The following is a 26,052-nucleotide window of genomic DNA, read 5'->3' as shown; positions in this document are numbered from 1 at the left end:
CGAATTAAACCACATGCTCCACCGCTTGTGCGGGCCCCCGTCAATTCCTTTGAGTTTCATTCTTGCGAACGTACTCCCCAGGTGGGTTACTTATCACTTTCGCTTAGCCACTCAGACCGAAGTCCGAACAGCTAGTAACCATCGTTTACGGCGTGGACTACCAGGGTATCTAATCCTGTTCGCTACCCACGCTTTCGTCCCTTAGCGTCAATACATTATTAGTGATCTGCCTTCGCAATCGGTATTCTAAGTAATATCTATGCATTTCACCGCTACACTACTTATTCTAACCACTTCATAATGATTCAAGACCTGCAGTATCAATGGCAATTTTCCGGTTGAGCCGAAAACTTTCACCACTGACTTACAGACCCGCCTACGGACCCTTTAAACCCAATGATTCCGGATAACGCTTGGATCCTCCGTATTACCGCGGCTGCTGGCACGGAGTTAGCCGATCCTTATTCGTAGAGTACCGTCAGAGTTCCACACGTGGAACTGTTTCTTCCTCTATAAAAGTAGTTTACAACCCATAGGGCAGTCTTCCTACACGCGGCATGGCTGGATCAGAGTTGCCTCCATTGTCCAATATTCCTCACTGCTGCCTCCCGTAGGAGTCTGGTCCGTGTCTCAGTACCAGTGTGGGGGATCTCCCTCTCAGGACCCCTATCTATCGTTGCCTTGGTATGCCGTTACCATACCAACTAGCTAATAGAACGCATAGCCATCTTATAGCAATAAATCTTTAATGATTAAATGATGCCATCTTATCATACTATAAGGTATTAATCCAAATTTCTCTGGGCTATCCCTTACTATAAGGTAGGTTCTATACGCGTTACGCACCCGTGCGCCGGTCGTCGTCAAGTGCAAGCACTCACGTTACCCCTCGACTTGCATGTGTTAAGCCTGCCGCTAGCGTTCATCCTGAGCCAGGATCAAACTCTTCATCGTGTATTCTTAAATATTATTTAACAATAACAACAGGAATTTTAAATCGTATCTCAAAAATGCTTCTAGTCTTAATTCTTATTGTAATATGATCGTAATTAAATACAACCATAATACGCGCTGTCAATCAATATATCAATGAACTTTTTTAACTAACTGAAAACAATCTTCATTGCCAGTCGTTAATCGAAAATTAACAAGGAATCGAACCCTATAAATGAACCTAATCACTCTACTCCAGTACAACTTTTATTCTTATGAACTTCGCTTGTTTCTCAAAGCGGGTGCAAATATACAACCTCTTTTTAATTCCACAAAACTTTTTTGAAAAAAATAAAGTTTTTTTTAGAACCTGAACCAAATCTACAAAAGCATCTAAACCTCAGTAAAACCTAACTCAAACAAACAAAATCAATCTCAATGAACACAACAAAACAATATCCCGTTTTGCGGGTGCAAACATACAACCCTTTTTCTAATCAACAACAACTTTTTTGAAGAAAATTTTAATCTTTTTATAACAACCTAGAAACATACGGTTTACACAAACAAAAAAATAGAAAACAATCCACAATAAATCAAAACAATAATATCAAATTAAATAACAACCTGTCCTTATTATTATACCACATTAATAAAACAACTTAAAACATCTATTAAATTGGCATCTACAGCAAACAATAGCATATTAATATTTTGATAAATCTAGTCCTTAATTATTGTGAGGATTTTATTATCGTATTATCTTTGTGTCTTAATAATTTAAAGAATAATGATCAAGATTACATTACCGGATGGTTCGGTTAGAGAGTTCAGTGAAAGTATCACTGCTATGGATGTCGCAAAAGACATTAGTGAAGGATTTGCAAGAAATGTTATTTCGGCAAAATTTAATAACACTATTATCGAAACCTCAACGGAACTAACTACCGATGGAAATTTGGTTTTATTCACCTGGAGAGATAAAGAAGGGAAACAAGCTTTTAGACACTCTACCTCTCATGTTCTTGCACAAGCTTTAGAAGAATTATACCCAGGAGTTAAATTATCTATAGGACCAGCTATAGACAATGGTTTTTATTATGACGTAGACTTAGGAGACAAAACTATTTCTGAAAAAGACTTTAAAGCAATTGAAGACAAAATGTTAGAAATTGCTAGAGGAAAACATGAATTTAAAATGAGATCCGTTTCTAAGTCTGATGCTCTCGCTAAATACAAAAAGGAAGGAAACGAATACAAACTAGAATTGATAGAGAATCTAGAAGATGGAACTATCACATTCTGTGATCATGATACTTTTACTGATTTATGTAGAGGAGGACATATTCCTAATACTGGTTTGATCAAAGCCGTTAAAATAATGAGTGTTGCTGGCGCGTATTGGAGAGGTGACGAAAAAAACAAACAACTTACTCGAGTTTACGGAACTTCATTCCCAAAACAAAAAGAACTTAAAGAACACCTCGCACTATTAGAAGAAGCTAAGAAACGTGACCATAGAAAGCTTGGAAAGGAATTAGGATTCTTTACATTTTCACAAAGGGTTGGTCAAGGATTACCTTTATGGCTACCTAAAGGTGCAGCTTTACGTGAACGTTTAGAGCAGTTCTTAAAAAAGGCTCAGAAAAAAGCTGGATACGAAATGGTGGTAACACCTCATATTGGTCAAAAGGAATTATATGTTACTTCTGGTCATTATGCAAAATATGGGGAAGATAGTTTTCAACCAATAAATACTCCTGCAGATGGTGAAGAATTCTTGCTTAAGCCAATGAATTGTCCTCACCATTGTGAAATATACAAGAGTGGACCTTGGTCATATAGAGATTTACCTATACGGTACGCAGAATTTGGGACCGTTTACAGATATGAACAAAGTGGTGAACTTCATGGACTTACACGAGTTCGTGGTTTCACACAAGATGATGCACATATATTTTGTACACCTGATCAATTAGATGATGAGTTCAAAAAGGTTATAGACCTTGTTCTATACGTTTTTGGTTCTTTAGGTTTTGAAAATTTTACCGCACAAGTATCATTAAGAGATCCTGATAATCCTGAAAAGTACATTGGAGATGTTGAAAACTGGGAAAAAGCAGAAAACGCAATTATAAGTGCTGCAAAAGACAAAGGTCTTGATTATGTTATTGAAAGCGGTGAAGCTGCTTTTTATGGACCTAAACTTGACTTTATGGTAAAGGATGCTTTAGGAAGAAGTTGGCAATTAGGAACTATACAGGTAGACTATAACCTACCAGAACGTTTTGATCTTGAATACAAAGGCAGTGATAACGAAATGCATAGACCAATAATGATCCATAGAGCTCCTTTTGGTAGCATGGAAAGATTTATCGCTATTTTATTAGAACATACAGCTGGTAACTTCCCTTTGTGGTTAATGCCTGAACAAGTTATTGTCCTATCAATCAGTGAGAAATATGAAAAATACGCTGAAAAAGTTTTAAATTTGTTAGAAAATAACGAAATTCGCGCCCTTGCTGACCATAGAAATGAAACTATGGGTAAAAAAATTAGAGAGGCAGAAATGAAAAAAATTCCTTACATTGTTATTGTGGGGGAGCAAGAAGAAAAAGATAACACAATATCTGTTAGAAAACATGGTGGAGAAGATATTGGAGCGATTAGTATTGAAAAGTTCACTGAAATAATCACCGAAGAAATAAGTAGAACGTTAAAACCATTTAACGGATAATAAAATAAATTTTAAGTTTAATTTAAATTTTTAAGTCATAGCAATAAGAAGAAGAAGGTCTCAGAAACCACTAAGAGTAATTAAAGAAGATGCTCACAGAATCAATCACAAAATTAGGGTTGACGAAGTACGTCTTGTAGGCGACAATGTAGAAGTTGGTGTATATCCAACCAAAAAAGCACTGGCACTTGCTGAAGAGCAAGAATTGGATCTTGTAGAAATTTCTCCAAAAGCGGTACCTCCTGTTTGTAAAATAATGGACTATAAAAAGTTCTTATATGAACAGAAAAAAAGGGACAAAGCTCTTAAAACCAAGGCGACTAAGGTCACAATAAAGGAGATTAGATTTGGACCTAACACAGATGAACATGATTACGAGTTTAAGAAAAAACACGCAATCAAATTCTTAAGTGAAGGAGCTAAATTAAAAGCATATGTTTTCTTTAAAGGTCGTTCTATAATCTATAAAGATCAAGGTCAAATCTTATTATTAAGATTAGCCCAAGAATTAGAAGATTATGGTAAAGTAGAGCAAATGCCAAAATTAGAGGGTAAGAGAATGATTATGTTCATTGCTCCAAAGAAATCAAAATAAAAAAGAAGCTTTTTTTAAAGAAAAGCTCTAAAGATAATAAGTGAGATTATTATAAAAACAAGGATACAATGCCTAAAATGAAAACAAAATCCAGTGCTAAGAAGCGTTTCAAGCTTACCGGTACTGGTAAAATCAAAAGAAAGCACGCTTTTAAGAGTCATATTTTGACAAAAAAATCTAAAAAGCGTAAGCTAGCTTTAACGCACTCTACGTTAGTGCACAAAAGCGATGAAAATAGTATTAAAGAACAATTACGTTTAAAGTAATCGCTTTTTAATCAGGTTAAAATTATTACAAACCCAGGAGTTGGGCCTTTAGAAATTAGAGATCTAATATTTAGAACTCAAATTAGCAAAAAGACGAAGAGTCAATTTATTGACCGCCTACTACTAAAAAATTTAAAATTATGCCAAGATCAGTAAATTCTGTTGCGAAAAGAGCTAGAAGAAAAAGAGTTCTTAAGCAAGCAAAAGGTTACTTCGGACGTCGTAAAAACGTTTGGACAGTAGCGAAAAATGCAGTTGATAAAGCAATGTCATATGCTTATAGAGACCGCAGAAACAAAAAAAGAACTTTCCGTGCTTTATGGATTACTCGTATTAATGCGGGTGCTCGTATACACGGTATGTCTTATTCTCAATTTATGGGAAAAGTAAAAGCTAATAATATCGAATTGAATCGTAAGGTTCTTGCCGATTTAGCGATGAACAACCCAGAAGCTTTTAAAGCAATTGTAGAAAAAGTAAAGTAATTTTTAAATAAAATATTTTCTCACTTATAGTAAAAACCTCATCATTACGATGGGGTTTTTGCATTTCTAAAAGCATCTATTAAAAAACTAAAATTTAATACCTTATCTATATGACTAACCAATAATTAGTATATAGCGTTAACATACTTACACACTACAATCTTAGCTTCGTAAAAATACCTTTTCTATAATTCATTTAACACTCGTCTTAGTATATTTGCCTCTATGCTTAAACAAATTACCAGTATACAAAATCCAAAAATAAAATTCTTAAATCAGCTTAAGGAAAAATCCAGAATTCGTAAAAAGGAAAATCGTTTTTTTATTGAAGGAAGACGAGAAATCTCCCTTTCAATTTCTGGCGGATATAAAATAGAACATATATATTATTGCCCATCCATTATCACTTCTGAAGAAATTACAGGAATTCTAAAAAAAGCTAATGACCCTATTGATTTATTTGAAATTACTTTAGAGATTTACCAAAAATTATCTCATCGATCTACAACAGAAGGTATTATAGCAATTGCAAAATGCAAAGAAATATCACTTCAGCACTTAGTACTTGAAACAAAAAACCCATTAATTTTAGTTGCAGAATCCCCAGAAAAACCGGGAAATATTGGTGCGTTATTACGTACTGCGGATGCTGCAAAAGTAGATGCGGTTCTAATTGCAAATCCTAGAACAGATATCTACAACCCAAATATAATTAGATCAAGCGTTGGGTGTGTATTTACTAATAATGTAGCAACTGGATCCACTTCTGAAATTATCTCCTTTCTTACTGGTCAAGGTATTGATATATATGGAGCTGCATTACAATCCTCTGAAAATTATTACACACAAGATTATACTAAACCTACTGCCATTGTCGTTGGTACAGAAGATAAGGGCTTAACCGATGAGTGGTTGAATAACACAACACAAAATATTAAAATCCCAATGAGTGGTGTTATAGATTCAATGAATGTTTCAGTAGCAGCAGGAATACTAATTTTTGAAGCAAAACGACAACGTGATTTTGTTGTGTGATACTTAAAAAATCATTAACTTACTAAACCTACAAATCCCAAAGCTACAAACCTATAAAAATGACGTCAAACACGCTCTTTCAACTATTGATTGCTATTATTGTAATAGTATTTCTAATAGATTCTTTACTGGATATTTTAAACGCCAGACATTATAATAACGATATCCCTGATGAACTCTCTGATGTATACCCTGAAGATGAGTATCAAAAATCAATAGCTTATAAAAAAGCGAATTACAAGTTTAAGCTAATATCTTCTTTAGTTTCCTTATGCATTATGCTTATGTTCTTTTACTTAGATGGTTTTGCTTGGGTAGATGCTATAGCAAGAAGTTTTTCAAACAATTCTATTATTGTAGGACTTCTATTTTTTGGTATTATAATGATTAGCAGTGACATTTTATCGACACCTGCCGCATATTATAAAACCTTTATTATAGAAGAACAATTCGGGTTTAATAAAACAACTATCAAAACTTTTTTTATCGATAAAATCAAAGGCATTATTATGATGATCATTGTTGGAGGTGGTCTTTTAGCATTAATTCTGTGGTTTTATGAAATTACTGGAAAATATTTTTGGGTTTATGCTTGGGCATTAATTTCTATTTTCACATTAGCCATGAATATGTTCTATGCTAAATTGATAGTTCCATTATTTAACAAACAAACGCCTTTAGAACCAGGAGAATTAAGAGATACAATTCAAGAATACTCTAATAATGTTGGTTTTCAATTAAGAGATATTTTTGTAATTGATGGATCAAAAAGAAGTACTAAAGCGAACGCTTATTTTTCTGGTTTAGGTAGTGAAAAAAGAATCACATTATACGACACACTGATTAAAGACCTTAATAAAGAAGAGATTGTAGCGGTATTAGCTCACGAGGTTGGCCACTATAAAAAACGTCATGTAATAATGAATCTTCTATTATCAATTTTACTCACAGGAGTAACGTTATGGTTTTTATCTTTGTTCATTGCGAATCCACTTCTTTCGGAAGCATTAGGTGTAGAAATACCTTCATTTCATATTGGATTAGTTGCTTTTGGAATTCTGTACAGTCCAATATCTGAGATAACTGGGCTTATCATGAATGTTGTTTCCCGTGCTTTTGAATACCAAGCAGACGACTATGCTAAAAGTACATATGATGGTGAAGCCTTGATAAATAGCTTGAAAAAATTATCTAAAAACAACTTAAGTAATCTAACACCTCATCCAGCAATGGTGTTTATTCATTACTCGCATCCGACTCTTTTACAAAGGATTAAAAATATACGCAAATAAATGAGGTAAGATAGTCTTGGTGGTTACAATTCTTAATTGTATTTTTAACTCTTACTCGATGTTTAGAATCAATTATTTTTAACCGTTAAGTAAGCACACAATCACATTAAAACAGGCTTTCAAAGTAAACTTTATAGTATGACCGAAGCCGCTATAGAACAGGAAAACAAACAAATTGCTAAGCAATACAAGGAATTGCTTCGTATTAGTTATCGAGACCTTAGTAAGGACGATAAAAAATTAATACGGCAGGCATTTGATATTGCTGTAGATGCACATAAAGATCAGAGACGTAAGAGTGGAGAAGCCTACATCTTCCACCCTATTGCTGTTGCCAAAATAGTAGCAAGTGAAATAGGACTAGACGCAACTTCTATAGCCGCAGCATTACTTCACGATGTAGTTGAAGACACAGAATATACTTTAGTAGACATTGAGCAAATGTTTGGAGAGACTGTAGCTCGTATTGTGGATGGGTTAACAAAAATATCTTCTCTAAAAAAGGATAAGGATATCTCTCTTCAGGCTGAGAATTTTAGAAAAATGTTACTTACTCTTAATGATGATGTAAGAGTGATTATTATTAAAATAGCCGATCGTTTACACAATATGCAAACGATGGACGCAATGCGTCCTGACAAACAAGTTAAAATTGCATCGGAAACCTTATACATTTATGCACCATTGGCACATAGAATAGGGCTTTACAACATTAAAACAGAATTAGAAGATCTAGGATTAAAATATACAGAACCTGAAGTTTACAAGGATATTTTAGAGAAAATTAAAGAAAGTAAAGAAGAACAAGATGCTTATATAAAACGGTTTTCTAATAAAATAAAAGAAGGACTTGATAAAGAAGGTTTAGATTATGAAATCAAAGGAAGACCAAAGTCAATTTTTTCAATCAGACGTAAAATTCTGAAACAGAATATTTCATTTGACGAAGTTTATGACAAATTTGCCATAAGAATCATATACAAAGCAGATGATATCGAAAACGAAAAATTCATCGCTTGGAAAATATACACGATCGTTACTGACTACTATCGTCCTAATCCTATTAGACTAAGAGACTGGATTTCTCAACCAAAATCTACTGGATATGAAGCATTACACATAACTGTAATTGGTCCTGATAGTCAATGGGTCGAAGTGCAAATACGCAGTGAACGGATGCATGAGATTGCAGAAAAAGGATATGCTGCGCATTATAAATATAAAAACACCGAAGAAAAACAAGATCAAGGGCTTGATGGCTGGTTAAATAGATTACAAGAAGCACTAGAAAATTCTGAAACAAACGCAGTTGATTTTGTCGAAGAATTCAAACTTAATCTGTACGCAAAAGAAATCTTTGTCTTTACTCCTGAGGGAGATTTAAAATCCTTACCAAAAGGAGCAACAGCATTAGACTTTGGTTTTAGTGTACATACAGAAGTTGGACTGAGAACTAGAGGAGCTAGAGTAAATAATAAATTAGTTCCGTTAAGTCATGAACTTAAAAGTGGAGATCAAGTAGAAATTATTACTTCTACTAAATCAAAACCTTCCTCAAACTGGTTAGATTATGCAACTACCGCTAGAGCAAGATCTAAAATTAAATCTGCCCTACGTGATGAAAAGAAACAGATAGCCGAAGAAGGAAAAGTAGTTCTTAAACGTAAACTACGTTCCCAAAAAATAACCATGGGAGAAAAAGTAGTTAACGAACTGGTTCTATACTTTAAACTCAAAACTAGTCAAGATCTTTTCTATAGGGTTGGTATCGGAACTATTGATAACCAAAAAATTAAAGAGTTTGCTACTACGCGTAGCAATGTCTTCATGAATTTTATTAAAAATAAAATTCGACGAGGAAATGCCAAAGATGTAAATAAAGATGAAATTACGTCTAAGTATGATCTTTTAGTGTTTGGTAAGGATTCTGAAAAATTAGAATACAAACTATCCAATTGCTGTAATCCTATAGCTGGAGATAATGTTTTTGGCTTTATAACAGTTAACGAGGGCATAAAAATTCATAAAAAAGATTGCCCTAATGCATTACAGCTGCAGAGTAATTATGCATATCGCATTATTCAGGCAAAATGGATCGATTCTAGTCAAGAAGTATTTAAAGCAGTTATTAGACTCAATGGTATTGATAATATTGGTGTAGTGAATGAAGTGACCCAAATCATATCCAATAATATGCATCTTGCCATCTACAATATGAACTTTGATACAAATGATGGCGTATTTACAGGTAAAATTACTGTAGGTGTTAAAAATAAAAACACCTTAAAAACAGTTATTCAAAACCTTTCTAAGGTAAATGGAATTGATAAAGTAATTAGAGAATAGCTCTTTCTATTTTTTATTAATAAGTATTTATAATTTGGACTCGAACTTGTAAAAAATAATGTAAATTTGCTTTTTTAAGCATTATGAGTACCAAAACAACTACGCAAAACGATCAGAATATCGTTAAGAATGTGTTTACTAGTTTTCTAGAGGAAAATGGTCATAGAAAAACACCTGAGCGCTACGCTATACTTCAGGAAATTTATGAAAGTGAAGAACATTTTGATATAGAATCACTTTATATAAAAATGAAAAACAAAAACTATCGTGTTAGTAGAGCAACACTCTACAACACTATAGAGCTTTTATTAGACTGCAAACTAGTTCGTAAACATCAATTTGGTCAAAGTCAGGCTCAATATGAAAAATCATATTTCGACAGGCAACATGATCACCTTATTTTAACTGATAGTGGTGAAGTCCTGGAGTTTTGTGATCCAAGAATACAATCCATAAAAAAAACAATCGAAGAAATTTTTGACGTAGAAATTACAAATCACTCACTATATTTCTACGGAACCAAAAAGAAACCCACTAATCAAGAAAACTAATGGCGGTAAACTTATTACTTGGTCTTCAATGGGGAGACGAAGGTAAAGGAAAAATTGTAGACGTTCTTACAAAAAATTATGATATAATTGCGAGATTTCAAGGAGGACCTAATGCAGGACATACTTTGGAATTTGATGGTATCAAACATGTATTACATACGATTCCAAGTGGAATTTTTCATGATAAAGCAATCAATTTAGTAGGTAACGGTGTCGTAATTGACCCAGTAATATTTAAAAAAGAATTAGATAATCTTGCTAAGTTTAATTTAGATTATAAATCAAAACTTGTTATATCAAGAAAAGCACATCTAATATTACCAACACATAGAATTCTTGATGCAGCATCCGAAGCTTCTAAAGGAAAAGCAAAAATTGGTTCTACTCTAAAAGGTATTGGACCAACGTATATGGATAAGACCGGTAGAAATGGTATCCGTGTTGGAGATCTAGAACTAAGTGATTGGAAAGAACGTTATAGAAATCTTGCTAACAAGCACGAAGCTATGATAGATTTCTACGATGCAAAAATTGAATATGATTTAGAAGAATTAGAAGCTGAGTTTTTTACAGCTATAGAGACTTTAAAATCTTTGACTTTTATTGATAGTGAAGAATACCTATACCAAGCACAAAGAGATGGTAAGAAAATATTAGCAGAAGGAGCACAAGGATCTCTATTAGATATAGACTTTGGAACATATCCTTTTGTAACATCTTCTAATACAACTGCTGCAGGAGCTTGCACAGGATTAGGAGTTGCTCCTAATAAAATCAAAGAAGTATTCGGAATTTTTAAAGCATACACCACTCGTGTAGGAAGCGGACCATTTCCAACAGAATTGTTTGATGAGGATGGAGAAACTATGGGCCGTGTAGGTAATGAATTTGGAGCTACAACCGGAAGAGCACGAAGATGCGGATGGTTAGATTTAGTTGCATTAAAATATGCTGTTCACGTTAATGGTGTTACTCAATTAATGATGATGAAAGGTGATGTATTAAGTGGTTTCAAAACTCTTAAAGTATGTACTGCTTATAAATATAAAGGAGAAACGATCACTCACCTACCCTACAATATTGAACCAGAAAATGTAACTCCGGTATATACAGAAATGAAAGGTTGGTCAGAAGATCTTACTAAAATGTCTGATAAATCAGAGTTTCCAAAAGAGTTAAATGAATACATCGATTTCTTGGAAAAAGAATTAGAAACACCAATTACTATTGTTTCTGTTGGACCAGATAGGACTCAGACAATTCATAGATAATTTTACACATAAATTATTATAAAATATATTCCTCAAGCAGTAAAATGCTTGAGGATTTTTTTTTCATAAAGCCAAAAGCTCACTTCGAATACAAACGGTTTGTTTATTAACCTCCCAAATTTTCTATTCCGGAATATGGTTGATTAATTATAATTCAAAACCTTTTTTAGCTATATATATTAACTATACTTTTAGTAAGTTTTAAGAGTAGATCTTATATTACTTTTAAGAAGAATAGTATATTTGCAGCGAATTTGAAAAACCCTTAATTGAGAGTCTTTTTTTCTATATTAATATTCATTGCTTTTGCTTTAAGACCAGCAATAGAAATAAGTAATGTACTCTACTATCAGTTAAATATTGACACCATTGTAGAAAAATATTGTGTTAATAAAGAAAGGCCAAAATTAAACTGTAACGGAAAATGTTATCTAATGACTCAAATGAAGATGAGTAAGACGACTTCTGATACCCAAAACAGTTCTTTAACGGTTATTGTAGAAGCTTTTATTCCTCTCTTTTTTGAAGACAATATAATTCAAATCAAAAACATCTCTCAATTCTATTTTGAGGATAATTCTAATTGGAAACCAATTCACTTACACACTAAAAATGTTTCCAATAATATTGATCGCCCACCAGAAGTTTCTTTCTCTTAATCACTTAAGTAGTGATCTTTTTTTTAGTGAAATCGGCCAAGAATTATTCTAGGTTGATCAACTCTATATATTATTTATTTAAAGTTGTTTTAATCAAGTTACAATATCTGTATGTGATAATTTCTTGAATAAACAGCTATACAACTACAAATCATTTATCAAATGAAAAAATATATCTATGTCATTATTATAATGACAGCACAATTTATATCTGGGCAGGAAGAAAGCAAAGAAAATAAATGGTCAGGATCAAGACCTGATGGACACGCTCCTATATCCGTAATGGGAGATCACACACACGGAAAAGGTGAATTCATGTTTAGCTATCGCTACATGTATATGAATATGGAAGACCTTAACAGAGGCAGTGAAAATGTAGGTTTCTCTAATGCGTTACGCCCTAATGATGTATATATGGTTACGCCTACAAGTATGCCAATGAATATGCATATGTTAGGAATGATGTATGCGCCAAGTGATAAAATAACCTTGATAGCAATGGTAAATTATCTATCACAAGAAATGGATCACCTTACTGCTATGAACGGAGTATTTACAACAGAATCTTCTGGATTTGGCGACACAAAGATTGCGGCTTTATATAAATTCTTTAACAAAAACAAACAACAATTACACGGTCAAATAGGAATATCCATACCTACCGGTAGTATTGACGAAAAGGATGTTACTCCAGCTTCTACTCCAAATGAAGTGATACTACCCTATCCTATGCAAATTGGGAGTGGAACTTGGGATACTGAAATTACTCTAACCTATTTAAAACAATGGAATATTCTTTCGTTTGGTACACAGGCAAGAACTACACTTAGGGTTGATGAGAATGATAATGAATATCGTCTAGGAAATAAATATAGTTTAAACAATTGGGTAGCTATAACTGCTACTAATTGGTTAAGTTTTTCTGGAAGATTTGAATTTGGCGCTATTGATAAAATAAACGGAACTAATCCAGATCTAAATCCAATGATGGTAATCACAGCAGATACTGCTAATTCCGGAATGACCTATGCGAATGCAGGTTTAGGTTTTAATTTATATGCTTTTAAAGGGAGTCTTAAGAACCTTCGTCTTGGTTTTGAAGCTGCTATTCCATTATTCCAAAATATGAATGGAGTACAATTAAGAAATAAAGAAACCATTACGTTAGGCTTTCAATACGCCTTATAACATACTTACTTAAATAATTAACGAACTAGGTGTTCATCTATTTAATGATGATCCTGCCTATATTTTACATATAATGAAAAACGTACTAATGTTAGCTATATTCCTTGTTTATGGAATTCATAGCTACGCACAATCTTTTCAAGGAAAAGTTGTAGATAATTCTAACAATCCATTACCAGGAGCAACAATAATAGCATCTAATACTACTACAAATGGAGTGATGAGTGATATCAATGGAAGCTTCACAATAACACTTCAAAATTCAAATCAAGTTACCATTAGCTTTTTAGGATATACAACTAAAACGGTTTCTCTTACTAGTGGTGTTAACATTATTCGTTTATCCCTTGATAACGTAGCATTAGAAGAAGTTTTTGTGACTTCTGCTAGTAGAGAAATTCAGAAACGTTCTGATGTTCCTGGATCTATCGCTACTATATCCGCAAAAACTATAGAAGAGACAAAAGCTTTTGGTATCGATCAATTGGTGAATCAAGTACCCGGAGTTTTTATGTCTACTTCTAGAGCTGCTAGCAATGAACAGCATTTTATGGCGGTTCGATCGCCTATTTCTACAAAAGCTTTGTTTTTGTATCTCGAAGATGGATTGCAAATACGACCTACCTCTGTATTTAATCATAATGCATTATTAGAAATGAATGATATTTCTTATGATCGCATAGAAGTACTTAAAGGCCCCGCATCTAGTATTTACGGTAGTGAATCTATTGGAGGTAGTTTTAATTTTATCACCAAAAAACCAACAGAAAACCTTAGTGGTAGCTTAGGATTCCAGACGAATGATATTGGATTAACTCGTTATGAATTAGAAGTTTCTGACAGAACCAGTGATAAGTTTGGGTTTTATTTAGGAGGACATTATGTACAACGAAAAAATGGCCCCATAGAACATAGTGATTATGAAAAACTAGCTGTTACATTTAAGACGGTGTATGATTTTTCTACAACTACAAAATGGACAACAGTTCTAGATATTGTAGATTACAGATCAGATATGACTGGCTCTTTAAGTGAGTCTGATTATTTTGGTGGTAATTTCGAAAGTGATCAAACCTTTACTGAACGAGAAGCTTTAGCTTTTAGACTAAGAACGACATTAGATAAATTCTGGAATGATCGTAACAAAACCTCTTTCAATTTTATTTTTAGAGATAATACAATGGATCAAAATCCATCGTACAGAGTACGCCAATTTAGAAACCAAGGCCAATTGACTGGATTTGGATCCGGAGAAGTAAACTCTAACCAATTTAAGAGTTTTGTAGGTTTAATACAACATAAACTAGATTTCAACTTTGCTAACTCTTCTTTGATACTAGGTGCTACAGGTGATTTTTCTCCACAAAAATATGTAGCAGAAACAACTAGTGTTATTGTTGACACAGAAACAGGAAGGAATACAGACTTTATACTCAACTCAGGAGATTTTATATTGAATTATGAAGCAAATATTTTTAATTATGCTGGATTTCTACAATATGAAATATCGCCAATAGAACCTTTAAAAATTACAGCTGCCATACGATATGATGGATTCGAATATGACTATGACAATCAAGCCAATGGTACTGTAGGTGTAGAAGATGCAGTAGATAATTTTAATAATCTTACTCCTAAATTAGGAATTAACTATAATTTTTCCGATAGAACTGGGATCTACGCTAATTATTCTCAAGGGTTTACGCCTCCACAAGTATCCACATTATATAGAAATCGTAATCAAGTACAAGGTATCAAACCCAGTAGATATAATAATTATGAAATTGGAGGGTATTATTCGCTTCCATCAAAACTTACTTTAGATGCTTCAATATATGTTTTAGAAGGAAAAAACACACTTATTACGCTTCGAGATGATGATGATAATTTCTTTAATACAAATGCCGGTAAGACTAGATCTTACGGAGTAGAATACGGCATTACTTATAAAATCCTTAAAGAATTATCCATTTCACACAACGGTAGTTATGCGAAGCATGAATATATCGACTTTTTTGATTCGGGTATAGATTATTCTGACACAGAAAGAGAAACTGCTCCTAGCCTATTAGGGACTTCTGCTATCACCTATCGCAAGGGTTTTGGAAACCTTGGCTTTAGCATATCAGGAGAACACGAACTTGTAGGAAGCTATAATACTAGCTTTGAGAATCAAGTAGAAAATGATGATGGCTCTTTTAGTACAGCCACTTATGATGGCCATAACGTTTTTAACCTTAGAGCATCATTAAGTTATAAAGGAATTGAAATATGGGGGCACGCTTTAAATATTTTCGACGAATTGTATGCCGCAAGAGCTTCATATAACCGATTTAGAAATGAAAACAGTTTCACCATAGGAAATCCAAGAGCTTTTCATCTTGGAGTTCGATATAATTTTTAAAACCAGATGTTTTAAAATATAATTATGATCTACTGTCATATTAAATATGTGTTTAAAGAGTCGACATCTCTACAATTGGTATGTATTTACTGTTTTCTATTATGGGGTAATAGGAAATAATGACAGTAGATCTTTTTATAAACCTCTGATAATTATAAAATCATGAAAAAAAATTCAAAACTTAATAAATGGCTTTGGAAATGGCATTTCATAGCAGGATTAATATCTCTTCCATTTATTCTTATACTTTCTATTACCGGAATTATTTATTTATTTAAATCTGATTATGAGACTCCGAGACAAAAACACATAAAAGAAGTAGTTGTTACAGATAGTCCTATTTCCCTACAAGAACAATGGAAGATAGCTAATGAACTAGCTATTAAAAAGCCAAACTCTATTGTTATACCTAGTTCACCTAAACAGGCTACAGAGTTTGTCTCAGGCAGATTTGGTGGTAAGAGTAGTTTATTTATAAATCCATATTTGGGTACTGTTTCTGGTGAGATCGTTGCCAAACAAACGGATATGCATACGGTTCGAAAATTACACGGAGAATTGTTAATGGGTAAATTTGGTACTAAAATCATCGAATTGATTGCAAGCTGGATGATTGTTTTGATACTTACTGGCTTATATGTTTGGTGGCCAGAAAGGGGATGGAAATTAAAGGGATATTTTATACCAAGAACGAATCTAGACCGTAGAACGTTTTATAGAGATATTCATTCCATTTCGGGTTTTTGGATATCTATTTTATTAGTAATGATCTTACTAGGAGGTTTTCCTTGGACAGACATTTTTGGAGAAAATTTCAAAACCGTTCAAAAGTTAACAAATACTGGATATCCAACAACCTGGAGAGGCCATCAACTAAAATCGAATATTACTGGAACACCATTAACCTTAGATCAAATGGTGCAAAAAGCAAAAACTATAAAACTTCCAGGTGAGGTAACGGTAAGTTTTCCTAAAGGACCTAAAGGGGTATTTAGTGTATCTAACTTTAATCCTTCTGATTTAAACACCCAACAAAAAATACATTTTGATCAATACTCCGGTGAACCCATTCTAAAACTTACCTGGAAAGATGTAGGAGTTTTAATGCGCGCAAGAATGTGGTTTATGGCGTTTCATCAAGGTCAGTTCGGTATCGTTAATTGGTGGTTAATTCTTCTTACTGCGATCACGTTAACCATAATGAGTGTATCAGCCATTCTATCTTATTTATTAAGAAAACGAAAAAAAAGTTGGGGAGTTCCAAAAGTTCCTTCATCTTTTAAAGTTGGATATGGAATTATAATCCTACTTATACTACTATCGTTAGTATTCCCATTATTTGGAGCAAGTCTATTATTAATTTTAGGAATGGAATACCTAAGAAAAAAACAATCTCGTAAAATTTCCTAATCTATAATATATCAGAATAATACATATTCAAAAAAGTAATACATTTGAACTATTAAAAACCAAGACCAATGAAAAGTAAAAACATATATTTCTTAATATTAATTACCGGACTTCTAACAAACTTTGCGTGTAACAAATTGTCTCAAGAAGAGCAAGAGTTCGATGCTTTGATGCAAAAAGTAATTGACGTACACGATGAAGTAATGCCTAAAATGGGATCTATGAGCTCTTTAATAAAGGAATTGGAACCTAAGATTGATACCACTTCCGTTGGAAAACCATATGAAAAAGCACAAAAAGATCTTAAGGATTCTTATGATTTTATGATGGATTGGATGAGTGATTTTAGCTCTAAATTTCCTCACGGTGAAGAAAATACCGTTGATGACATGGAAAAGTTCACCGCAAAAATGAAAATGCTACAAGAAGAAGAAATCAAAGTTAATAAGTTGAAACAGCAAATTAATTTGAGTATTGCTAATGCCGAAAAGCTTTTGAAAAAGTCATAATTCTTCTTTCTACATATAGTTTCTAAAATTGTTTTATTTTTGCTGCTGCAACAAATCGCTTAAACCAATGAGAAAAATTATTTTATTAGCCTCTGTACTATTATTTACCAATTCGTTTGTACATGCACAAAAAAAGAAAGACCTAATTGCGGAAATTGATAAGCTTAGACAAGAACTAAAAGGCACCCAAGGAGAGCTCACAGAAGCCAAAAAGAATGAAAGAGTAAGCGAATCTAAGGTTAAAACTATGGAAGCGCAAGTAGCTGATCTTAAAGAAACCAACGCTAGTCTTTTGGCTAACATGAATAGTTTCACTGAATTATCAAATAAAAAAGCTACTAACTTACAAACGTCTCAAGAAATCATTAAAGCAAAAGATAGACAACTAAATGTTATTAATGATGCTATTACTGCTAATGATTCAACGAATTTAGCTGTATTTAGTCAATTTAAAAACGCCATTGGAGGCGATAATATAAAGATTAGCGGAAGTACTATATTTATAATTCTACCTAATACAACTCTTTTTGGAGAAAATGACAAAAATTATATTGTAGATGATAAAGCGAAACCAACTTTAGAAAAAATAGCTGCTACATTGAATGCAAATCCTAATCTTACTATTACAGTAGAAGGAAACAGCAATGCACTAAAGCTTGATGGAAAAAAACTAATTGACAATTGGGATTTAAGTTCTAGACAAGCTGCATCAGTAGTTAGAGTACTTCAATCTGATTATAAAGTAGATCCAAAACGCATGGAATCTTTAGGTAAAAGTGAATACGGTACGGAAGGTATAGAAACAATAACTCGTATTATAATTGATCCTAAATTTGATCAGTTTTATAACCTAGTTAAAGATAATATGAAAAATTAGTCTTTTAAAAGAATCTAATAATACAAATTAAAAAGCCCAACTAGTAATTACTAGTTGGGCTTTTTAATTATCATGATTAAGAATTTAGTAACTTATACTATGAATTAGTGAGTTTTCTATTTTTAAATTCTGTTGGATTCATAGTAGTATGTTTCTTAAAAAACTTAGAAAAATGTCCTGCTTCTTTATATCCCAATTCGTAAGCAATCTCTTCTGATGTTTTATCAGAATATAGCAACAATCTTTTTGCCTCTAGCACTATACGTTCATTAATTGTTGCCAATGGCGATTTATCACTGTATTTATTAAATAAATTAGACAGTGTCTTAGGTGATTTAAACAACAGCTCTGCGTATTCCGCTACTTGATGTTTTTCTCGAAAATGTTGTTCTATAAGAATATTAAATTTTCTAATTATGTCTAACTGGTTATTCGGAATCTCAGATTCTGGTAAGTCTTCCTTAATTAATCTTCTCGATTTTATCAAAAACCTTTTTAAAAGTGTCTGAAGCATTTCTCCTTGGATCTGATCTTTATTTTCAAATTCTTCTCTAAAAGAATCAAACATCGTAGAAAAACTTACTTTTTCTTTTTCATCAAGGGATAATATTTGCGGAACTGAAGAACCAAAAAACAAAAAACCATTACAAGATACTTCTTGATCATGATCCCTTATACAATAAAATTCTCTATTAAATACCAGCGAAATAATTCCATCCGTATTGTTTTCTATTTCTAATACATTAAGTGGAGTACAAAAAATAATTTGATCTTTTTGTAATTCTATAAGAGATCCATCTATACGAAAACTCACTTCATGATCTTTACTCCATATAATCTTATACAACCCTTTATTTCTGAGTAAATCTAGTGATGAAGAACAATTAAAATTCGTAAGAATAAATGAGCTCTCATCTTTTATACTTGAATAATCTAATCTCATATTCAAATTAACAAATAAATTTTATCAAAAAAGAAAAATCTACCATTCTTAAGGAATAATTATCATTACAGAACCTCTATTACCAGACTAACTTTGCATATATAATTAATCTTTAAATAAAATACATATGGAAACTACAATAGAAACCAATTTAAAACATGTTCATCAATTATTAGCTAAGGGAGCTTTCATCGAAGCAATGGAAACTTATTTACACGATGATGTAGAATTAAGAGAAAGCAATGACAAACCTAAAAAAGGAAAGGAATTCAATTTAAAATTTGAACAAGATTTTATTGATAACCAGCTTTCTGAATTTATTAGATATGAGGTTAGAAATTACGCCGTTAACGGAAATCATTCTTTTTATGATGCTATTATGGAACTGAAACTTAAAGATGGAAGTACTATGCTTTCTGAACAAACAGTAGTAACAGAATGGAAGGATAATAAAATCTATAGAGAGCGATATTATCACGCATAAGAAATCTTCTTTTTAAAAAGAAAACTTCCAATACATATTAAGATCCAATCAATTATTGATTGGATCTTAATATGTAAATACGTTAATAACGATATTCCTTTCTAAATTCTAAAGGTGTTTTATTTGTTTTTAATTTAAATACCCTAGAAAAATAAGCATAGTCCTCATAACCTAAATTTTGCCCTATTAATGACAAAGAGTTATCAGAGTGAACTATTAATCGTTTTGCTTCTAACATGACACGTTCTGTTATCAAATCTGTTGTAGTTTTATTCAGTGTGTTTTTTGCAATTCTGTTTAAATGTTTTGGAGAAATGCTTAGTTTTTCTGCATAAAACTTAGCTGATTTTTCATTTTTATAAAACTGTTCTATAACCACTTCTAGAGAAGCGAGGGTTTTTAGGTACGTTGGAGTTGATGATGAACATTCCGTCTTTCTATTAATATACAAACGGGATAAATCAATATAAATTAGATCTACTAAACTCACTATTTTATCCTTATTAAAAACCAACGTTTGGTTATATTCTGAATTTACTTGTTCAAAATATGATTTAATTACAGGCATCTCATCTTTAGTTAAGTACAAATAAGGAGGGTTTTTATATGAATAATAAAAAGGAAATCGTAAAAGTTTTTTGTTAGAAAACTGAAATTCATAAAAATCTTGAGAATGAAAAAAGATATACCCCTCTGGTTGTTCTTGAAATTTCCAATAATGTGTCTGGCCAGGCATCAAAAAAAATACACTTCCCGGTTTTACAGTATAAGAATCAAAATCAACCTCGTGCAGACCAGAACCTCTCGAAAAAAACACACATAAGAAAAAATCATGCTTATGTGGCTTATGAAAGATGTTCTTGTTTTTAATTAAATGATTTTTTAGATCATTACTGTAAAAATCGGTTAAAGATTCTTCCTTATCAAATTGCGTTATATTTAATATTGGGATCATTTAAATATATATATGTCTTAAAAGTACAAAAAAATGCAACAAACCTATGAAAACAAAAACGACACGGATTACTAATTTTGTAATCAAATAATGCATTTAATCATTTTATTTTAAGAATGAGTAACAAATCACAAAAGTCGTTAACTTACAAATTAAGAGCAGATGAATTTTTTAAAAGGAACAAAAGCTTATAGTATCATAAAAGGAACTTGTCCAGTTTGTCAAAACGAAAGTATGTATTCTAAGAAAAATCCATATTTAATTAAGGATACGCTAAAAATGAATGAACGATGCAGTTCTTGTAATACAAAATATAAAATTGAACCTTCTTTTTTTTATGGAGCTATGTATGTTAGCTATCCAGTAGGTATTATATTTGCCGGCACCGCCTTTATTCTGTCTTATCTTTTACTAGGTATCAACCTGATACCAACCTATTGCATAATTGTAGCGGTTATGATAGTTTCTCTTCCCATAATTCTTAGAATATCTAGAAACATTTGGATCAACTTTTTTATGAGTTATAAATAACTACGGGTTTAACATACAACATAAAACAACAACCCGTAAACAGCTAGTATACTTGCAAAAAAACAGCTTTCACTGAATAAAACCATCCATTCACAGAAAATAAAAAGTCATCTAGCAATACTTACAAACGTTCTACTGAAAGCTCCATTTCCTTCAACAATATTAGTCGTAATTATCAAGTTATTTCTTTTGAATTCGCTTAGCTAAGTATTTAAAGAAATTTTGATTTTGGATCAATCTACATTGTGAAGATATTATAAATATCATTTTAGAATTCGACACTTACTTTTTTAAATATTATTTGACGTCGAAATAATATTTAGAAAGCCGTATTCTCCAATCAGAAATGATAGAGCACGGTTTTTTAATCTAACAATTAACTATACAATTTATGAAACTATCAAACTTTAGAATACTACTAGTATTCTCTATTACGGCTATTTTTATACAATCTTGTTCATATGACAATGAAGAAATAGACTCAGAAACATTGGATACTGAAACCATTGATGATCTAAACAAAGGTCCTAATGAATCTGATACCACTATCGATTTGATCACTGACTGGAACTCTTTATGGGTCGAATTAGATCAATACGCATTCGGGATGCGACCTAATGCAACCGCTAGAGCTTTAGCGTATATACACTTAGCAGCATATGAAACTGCTGTGCACGATATGAGAGGATATCGTTCTATAGAAAATAGACTGGATGGATTGCAAATAAATGATCGCGAAAGAGATAGAAATATCAGTCTAGACTTAGCATTAAACACATGTTACGCTATTGTTATGGATCATTTTATGAATAACATTGATCCATCTATAGACAATAAGATAGGCCTACTACAATCTGAATATGAAGATCAACTTTCGCAAAGATTAAGACGACGAGATATCAGAAACTCTATCGAATGGGGAACCCACGTAGCAAAACAAGTTATTGCTTATAGTCAAACGGATACAGAAGCAGAAACACAAATTTTAGAACCACAACCACTTGATTACGAACCGCCTGTTGGTCCAGGTTTATGGAGCTATAGTGCAGAACCAGAACGTGGTTTATTTCCTTACTGGGGAAAAGTAAGAACTTTTGTAATTTCTTCTGAAGAAACTACTAGTATTCCTCCACCATTAAATTATAGTACAGATCCAAATAGTGATTATTTTGCAGAAATGAATGAAGTGTACACAGTAAGTACAAGAGCTGCAGAAGAAAATAATGAAGAATTATGGATCGCAGAATTTTGGTCAGATGATGTAGAAGGTTTAATGGTAAGTCCTCCTGGAAGACAAATTGCTATCGCTAATCAATTAATAGAAAAATACGATCTTGATTATGATAGATCATTAGCTATGCTCCTTAAACTAGGTTTTTCTTTAAATGATGCAGCTGTTTCTTCATGGGCTGATAAGTATGAGTATTTAGTAATGCGACCAAGTGTTTATATTCAAGAATTCATTAACCCTGATTATCAAACAAACTTATTTAAATTTATTTTTTGGCCAAACCCTACATTCCCAGGATACCCATCTGGTCACTCTACATTTGCTTCTGCTGCTGCAGGAATATTCATAGATGAGTTTGGAAACGATACTAATTTCACGGATCGAACACACGAAGGTAGAACAGAATTCTTAGGTCAACCAAGACAATTTGATTCATTTACAGAAATGGCCGAAGAAAATGCTTTTTCAAGAATTCCACTAGGAGTGCATATTAGGATCGATTGTACAGAAGGATATCGTTTAGGGTATGAAATATCCGATGCAGTAAATAGATATCGATTAAGAAACTAATCATATGTTCAAACTTATTCTAATATAAATTGATCTTATATTATAGTTTCTACGTATTCTGTTTTAATGATCTTTTATAAAAGAAGAGATAAAAAATCCAATCAGTAATGATTGGATTTTCTTTTGTCGGGTAGAGAGGATTCGAACCTCCGATCTCTGGTCCCCCAGACCAGCACTTTAACCGGACTAAGCTACTACCCGAAATTTGGGAAACAAATATAAAAATACTTTTGTTATAGAGAAGGGTTCTTATTCTGTTCTAAAATTTTAATCATTTTAAACGATTTCAAGAGATGAAATAAACCCGGAAGAATAACCGCTCCACCAATAATTAATGATATTCCTAGTACATTAATCACACTATCAGGAGCTATTTGATCTAATAAGCTTATACTTCCATTTTTACTAATAATAATATTAGGAAAATGTGATATTAATGCAGCAAGTAAAATTAAAAAAACCTGTAATCCAGCAAAAAGTCTGCTTAGCACTCTCCTACCCTTTTTTATAGTAAACCAAAGAGGTATTAATAATATTCCCGAAATTATCATGGATACAATAGCATAAGGATCTGTGATAAAATTCTTTACAAAAAAATAATCATCGACATATCCATATATAAAAGTTATCAAACCCATAACAAAAACTACAATGGTCGCTATGGCTGCTTTTCTTATATAAATATTTTCTTTTCCATCTTCAGATTCACCAATAAGCAATACTGATGATAAGAATGCACATAAAGCTGCAAAAAACAATCCCACTAAAATACTAAAAGCATTAAACCAAGGTTTTACAAAAATCTCGTAAAAAGTTAAATTACTCACATCTTCGGAAAGCTGAATTTGACCGCTAATTAATCCCCCAAATACCATCCCTAAAAATATCGGGGTAATCAAACTCGATATTTTAAACATAGCATCATACAATTTTTGAGAATTATCAATTATCGCATCATAATGTCTAAAAACAAAAGCAACTCCTCGTAGCGTAACTCCTAATAACACTATTGTTAGAGGAATATGTAGATTAACTACCAATATATTGTAATATGCAGGAAAAGCAATCCACAAAATAACGATCATAATGATAATCCATATATGATTTGCTTCCCAAACAGGACCCATTACTCTATAAATTGTTTTCTTTGTTATTTTTTGATTCTCTTCTGAAGAAAACAGTTCTACAATCCCTGCTCCATAATCTGCACCTCCTAAAACCACATATAAATACAAAGAAAATATCAAAAAGAATAATACTACATACAACATAAACTAATCATTTTTGGCATTAAGAACTTTAATTTGGCGAATCATCAACCAAGTAACGGCAACAGATAGTGCTAGATATACTACTATATATGTGTAGAAACTAAAAACGATTCCTGGCATTGGAGTCACCGCATCTTTAGTTCTCATTATTTTATGAATAATCCAAGGTTGTCTTCCTACTTCCGTTACAATCCATCCAGCCTCTAAGGCTATAAAACCAAGAGGAGCTAATAAAACAAAGAGTATCCAATATTTATTATTATTCAACCATCTTTTCTTTTTTAAAGAAATAAAATATAACAGTCCCGCAAGCATCAATATTCCCCCAATACCAACCATTGTCTGAAAAGCATAATGCACTATAGGAACATTCGGACGTTCATCCTCTGGAAAATCATTCAACCCTTTAACCTCAGCATCAAAATCTCCAAACGCTAGAAAGGATAGCATCCCAGGAATAGCAATTTTATATTTTACTACTTGGGTATCTGCATCAACGATACCGCCCAGATATAATGGAGCACCTTTTTCTGTATTGTAGTGTGCTTCCATTGCCGCTAATTTCACCGGTTGTCTCTCCGCGATATCTTTTGCTGATATATCTCCACTAATTGGTTGTAATATTGCAGCAATCGCTCCGAATGTTAATGCAATTTTAAAAGCTTTGGTATGCAGTGCTACCTTTCTTCCTTTATATACTTGATACGCATGAATTCCTGCTACAGCAAAACCAGTTGCTGTAAAAGCAGCTAATGTCATATGTAATGCCTGGGTAAACCAAGCCGGATTTAGCATCGCTTGTACTGGATCAATATTTAAAAACTGACCATCTATATAATCAAATCCACTAGGAGAATTCATCCATCCATTTGCTGCTACAACCAAAATTCCAGAAGCGACTCCGGATAATCCAATTATAACACCAGTAAACCAATGAAATTTTTCTGGTAATTTATTCCAACCATATAGATAAAATCCTAGCGCTATTGCTTCTACAAAAAAAGCTGCCCCTTCTAGTGAAAAAGGCATTCCTATAATAGGACCCGCATGCTTCATGAATTCTGGCCATAACAAACCTAATTCAAAAGACAAAGCAGTCCCTGAAACTGCACCAGTAACAAAAAAAATTGCCACTCCTTTTTGCCAAGCTTTTGTTAGCGTTAAATAAATTTGATCTTTAGTTTTTAACCACTTATAATGTGACACCACCATAAAAAAAGGCATTACCATTCCAATACATGCAAAAACAATATGAAATATTAAGGTAAATGCCATCTGGAGTCTTGCTGCATCAAGGTTTTCCATAGAAAATTTTTAGAGAAAGAATGCTATTCTAATTACTCTATAAAGATACGACTCAAAGCCCATTCTAAGAAGAAAAACAGTAAGTCTTTTACTTTTTTTTCCATTAAATTTTAAAGCTTACAAATATTAAAAAAACATAAAATCAAACCCATTATAAATCTATTAACATCTTCTCATAAAACTCAATAACTTTTTGATGATTAT

At 32.4% G+C, this 26,052-nt stretch carries 22 protein-coding genes, 1 tRNA gene and 1 rRNA gene (1 of these 24 running past the window's edge); 18 read left to right on the top strand and 6 right to left on the bottom strand.

Going from position 1 to position 26,052, the window contains the following annotated elements; all coding sequences use genetic code 11:
• Window positions 1–954 (bottom strand): 16S ribosomal RNA (locus tag D1815_RS02800); it reaches 568 nt to the left of the window's first position.
• 769 nt (window positions 955–1,723) lie between these two features.
• Between D1815_RS02800 and thrS the strand changes: the two genes are divergently transcribed.
• The 15 genes from thrS to D1815_RS02725 all read left to right on the top strand — a co-directional run bounded on the left by thrS (window position 1,724) and on the right by D1815_RS02725 (window position 18,558).
• Window positions 1,724–3,670: a threonine--tRNA ligase gene (thrS, locus tag D1815_RS02795; RefSeq protein ID WP_118385847.1), complete on the top strand. Its 1,947-nt coding sequence runs from the start codon at window positions 1,724–1,726 to the stop codon at window positions 3,668–3,670.
• Between the two features lie 79 nt (window positions 3,671–3,749).
• Window positions 3,750–4,265 (top strand): translation initiation factor IF-3, encoded by a 516-nt coding sequence (gene infC / locus D1815_RS02790; protein ID WP_255411848.1) that lies wholly within the window; start codon window positions 3,750–3,752, stop codon window positions 4,263–4,265.
• 68 nt (window positions 4,266–4,333) lie between these two features.
• Window positions 4,334–4,531, top strand: coding sequence for a 50S ribosomal protein L35 (rpmI, locus tag D1815_RS02785; protein ID WP_027394180.1), 198 nt, complete (start codon window positions 4,334–4,336; stop codon window positions 4,529–4,531).
• Window positions 4,532–4,671: 140 nt separating this feature from the next.
• A complete protein-coding gene (gene rplT / locus D1815_RS02780) occupies window positions 4,672–5,016 on the top strand; it encodes a 50S ribosomal protein L20 (RefSeq protein ID WP_027394179.1) in 345 nt (114 codons plus the stop codon).
• Window positions 5,017–5,241: 225 nt separating this feature from the next.
• Complete coding sequence (locus tag D1815_RS02775) at window positions 5,242–6,051, top strand: RNA methyltransferase (RefSeq protein WP_027394178.1); 810 nt, start codon at window positions 5,242–5,244, stop codon at window positions 6,049–6,051.
• 59 nt (window positions 6,052–6,110) lie between these two features.
• Window positions 6,111–7,343, top strand: coding sequence for a M48 family metallopeptidase (locus D1815_RS02770; RefSeq protein ID WP_027394177.1), 1,233 nt, complete (start codon window positions 6,111–6,113; stop codon window positions 7,341–7,343).
• A 138-nt stretch (window positions 7,344–7,481) separates the two neighbouring features.
• Entirely contained in the window at window positions 7,482–9,689 is a 2,208-nt protein-coding gene (locus D1815_RS02765; protein WP_027394176.1) for a bifunctional (p)ppGpp synthetase/guanosine-3',5'-bis(diphosphate) 3'-pyrophosphohydrolase, read from the top strand.
• 83 nt (window positions 9,690–9,772) lie between these two features.
• Window positions 9,773–10,240, top strand: coding sequence for a Fur family transcriptional regulator (locus D1815_RS02760; protein WP_027394175.1), 468 nt, complete (start codon window positions 9,773–9,775; stop codon window positions 10,238–10,240).
• The gene (locus D1815_RS02755; protein ID WP_118385846.1) at window positions 10,240–11,511 is read left to right on the top strand and encodes an adenylosuccinate synthase; all 1,272 of its coding nucleotides are present in this window, start codon (window positions 10,240–10,242) and stop codon (window positions 11,509–11,511) included. The genes D1815_RS02760 and D1815_RS02755 overlap by 1 nt, the downstream gene beginning before the upstream one ends.
• Window positions 11,512–11,780: 269 nt before the next feature.
• Complete coding sequence (locus D1815_RS02750) at window positions 11,781–12,170, top strand: hypothetical protein (protein WP_091412896.1); 390 nt, start codon at window positions 11,781–11,783, stop codon at window positions 12,168–12,170.
• A gap of 162 nt (window positions 12,171–12,332) precedes the next feature.
• A complete protein-coding gene (locus D1815_RS02745) occupies window positions 12,333–13,358 on the top strand; it encodes a transporter (protein WP_118385845.1) in 1,026 nt (341 codons plus the stop codon).
• Window positions 13,359–13,431: 73 nt separating this feature from the next.
• Window positions 13,432–15,762: a TonB-dependent receptor gene (locus tag D1815_RS02740; protein ID WP_118385844.1), complete on the top strand. Its 2,331-nt coding sequence runs from the start codon at window positions 13,432–13,434 to the stop codon at window positions 15,760–15,762.
• Window positions 15,763–15,924: 162 nt separating this feature from the next.
• On the top strand, window positions 15,925–17,172 hold the full coding sequence (locus D1815_RS02735; RefSeq protein ID WP_118385843.1) for a PepSY domain-containing protein: 1,248 nt from the start codon (window positions 15,925–15,927) through the stop codon (window positions 17,170–17,172).
• Between the two features lie 68 nt (window positions 17,173–17,240).
• Complete coding sequence (locus D1815_RS02730; RefSeq protein ID WP_118385842.1) at window positions 17,241–17,681, top strand: hypothetical protein; 441 nt, start codon at window positions 17,241–17,243, stop codon at window positions 17,679–17,681.
• A gap of 67 nt (window positions 17,682–17,748) precedes the next feature.
• Entirely contained in the window at window positions 17,749–18,558 is an 810-nt protein-coding gene (locus D1815_RS02725) for an OmpA family protein (protein WP_108805564.1), read from the top strand.
• Between the two features lie 97 nt (window positions 18,559–18,655).
• Here the strand turns inward: D1815_RS02725 and D1815_RS02720 are convergent, their stop codons facing one another.
• Entirely contained in the window at window positions 18,656–19,501 is an 846-nt protein-coding gene (locus tag D1815_RS02720) for an AraC family transcriptional regulator (RefSeq protein ID WP_027394168.1), read from the bottom strand.
• A gap of 127 nt (window positions 19,502–19,628) precedes the next feature.
• Between D1815_RS02720 and D1815_RS02715 the strand changes: the two genes are divergently transcribed.
• Complete coding sequence (locus D1815_RS02715; RefSeq protein ID WP_027394167.1) at window positions 19,629–19,985, top strand: hypothetical protein; 357 nt, start codon at window positions 19,629–19,631, stop codon at window positions 19,983–19,985.
• Window positions 19,986–20,067: 82 nt separating this feature from the next.
• On the opposite strand, the gene D1815_RS02710 is transcribed toward D1815_RS02715, so the two are convergent.
• The gene (locus D1815_RS02710; RefSeq protein ID WP_233557602.1) at window positions 20,068–20,940 is read right to left on the bottom strand and encodes an AraC family transcriptional regulator; all 873 of its coding nucleotides are present in this window, start codon (window positions 20,938–20,940) and stop codon (window positions 20,068–20,070) included.
• 162 nt (window positions 20,941–21,102) lie between these two features.
• Between D1815_RS02710 and D1815_RS02705 the strand changes: the two genes are divergently transcribed.
• Window positions 21,103–21,471 (top strand): DUF983 domain-containing protein, encoded by a 369-nt coding sequence (locus tag D1815_RS02705; protein ID WP_027394165.1) that lies wholly within the window; start codon window positions 21,103–21,105, stop codon window positions 21,469–21,471.
• A gap of 391 nt (window positions 21,472–21,862) precedes the next feature.
• Window positions 21,863–23,272: a vanadium-dependent haloperoxidase gene (locus tag D1815_RS02700; protein ID WP_118385841.1), complete on the top strand. Its 1,410-nt coding sequence runs from the start codon at window positions 21,863–21,865 to the stop codon at window positions 23,270–23,272.
• A gap of 126 nt (window positions 23,273–23,398) precedes the next feature.
• Here the strand turns inward: D1815_RS02700 and D1815_RS02695 are convergent.
• The 3 genes from D1815_RS02695 to D1815_RS02685 form a co-directional block, all read right to left on the bottom strand.
• Window positions 23,399–23,473 (bottom strand) — tRNA-Pro (locus D1815_RS02695).
• Window positions 23,474–23,505: 32 nt separating this feature from the next.
• A complete protein-coding gene (locus D1815_RS02690; protein WP_118385840.1) occupies window positions 23,506–24,543 on the bottom strand; it encodes a cytochrome d ubiquinol oxidase subunit II in 1,038 nt (345 codons plus the stop codon).
• Between the two features lie 3 nt (window positions 24,544–24,546).
• A complete protein-coding gene (locus tag D1815_RS02685) occupies window positions 24,547–25,848 on the bottom strand; it encodes a cytochrome ubiquinol oxidase subunit I (RefSeq protein WP_118385839.1) in 1,302 nt (433 codons plus the stop codon).
• Window positions 25,849–26,052: the final 204 nt, after the last annotated feature.

Source organism: Aquimarina sp. AD1, from assembly GCF_003443695.1.
Classification (GTDB): domain Bacteria; phylum Bacteroidota; class Bacteroidia; order Flavobacteriales; family Flavobacteriaceae; genus Aquimarina; species Aquimarina latercula.
This window is presented reverse-complemented; position numbering and strand designations above follow the sequence as displayed.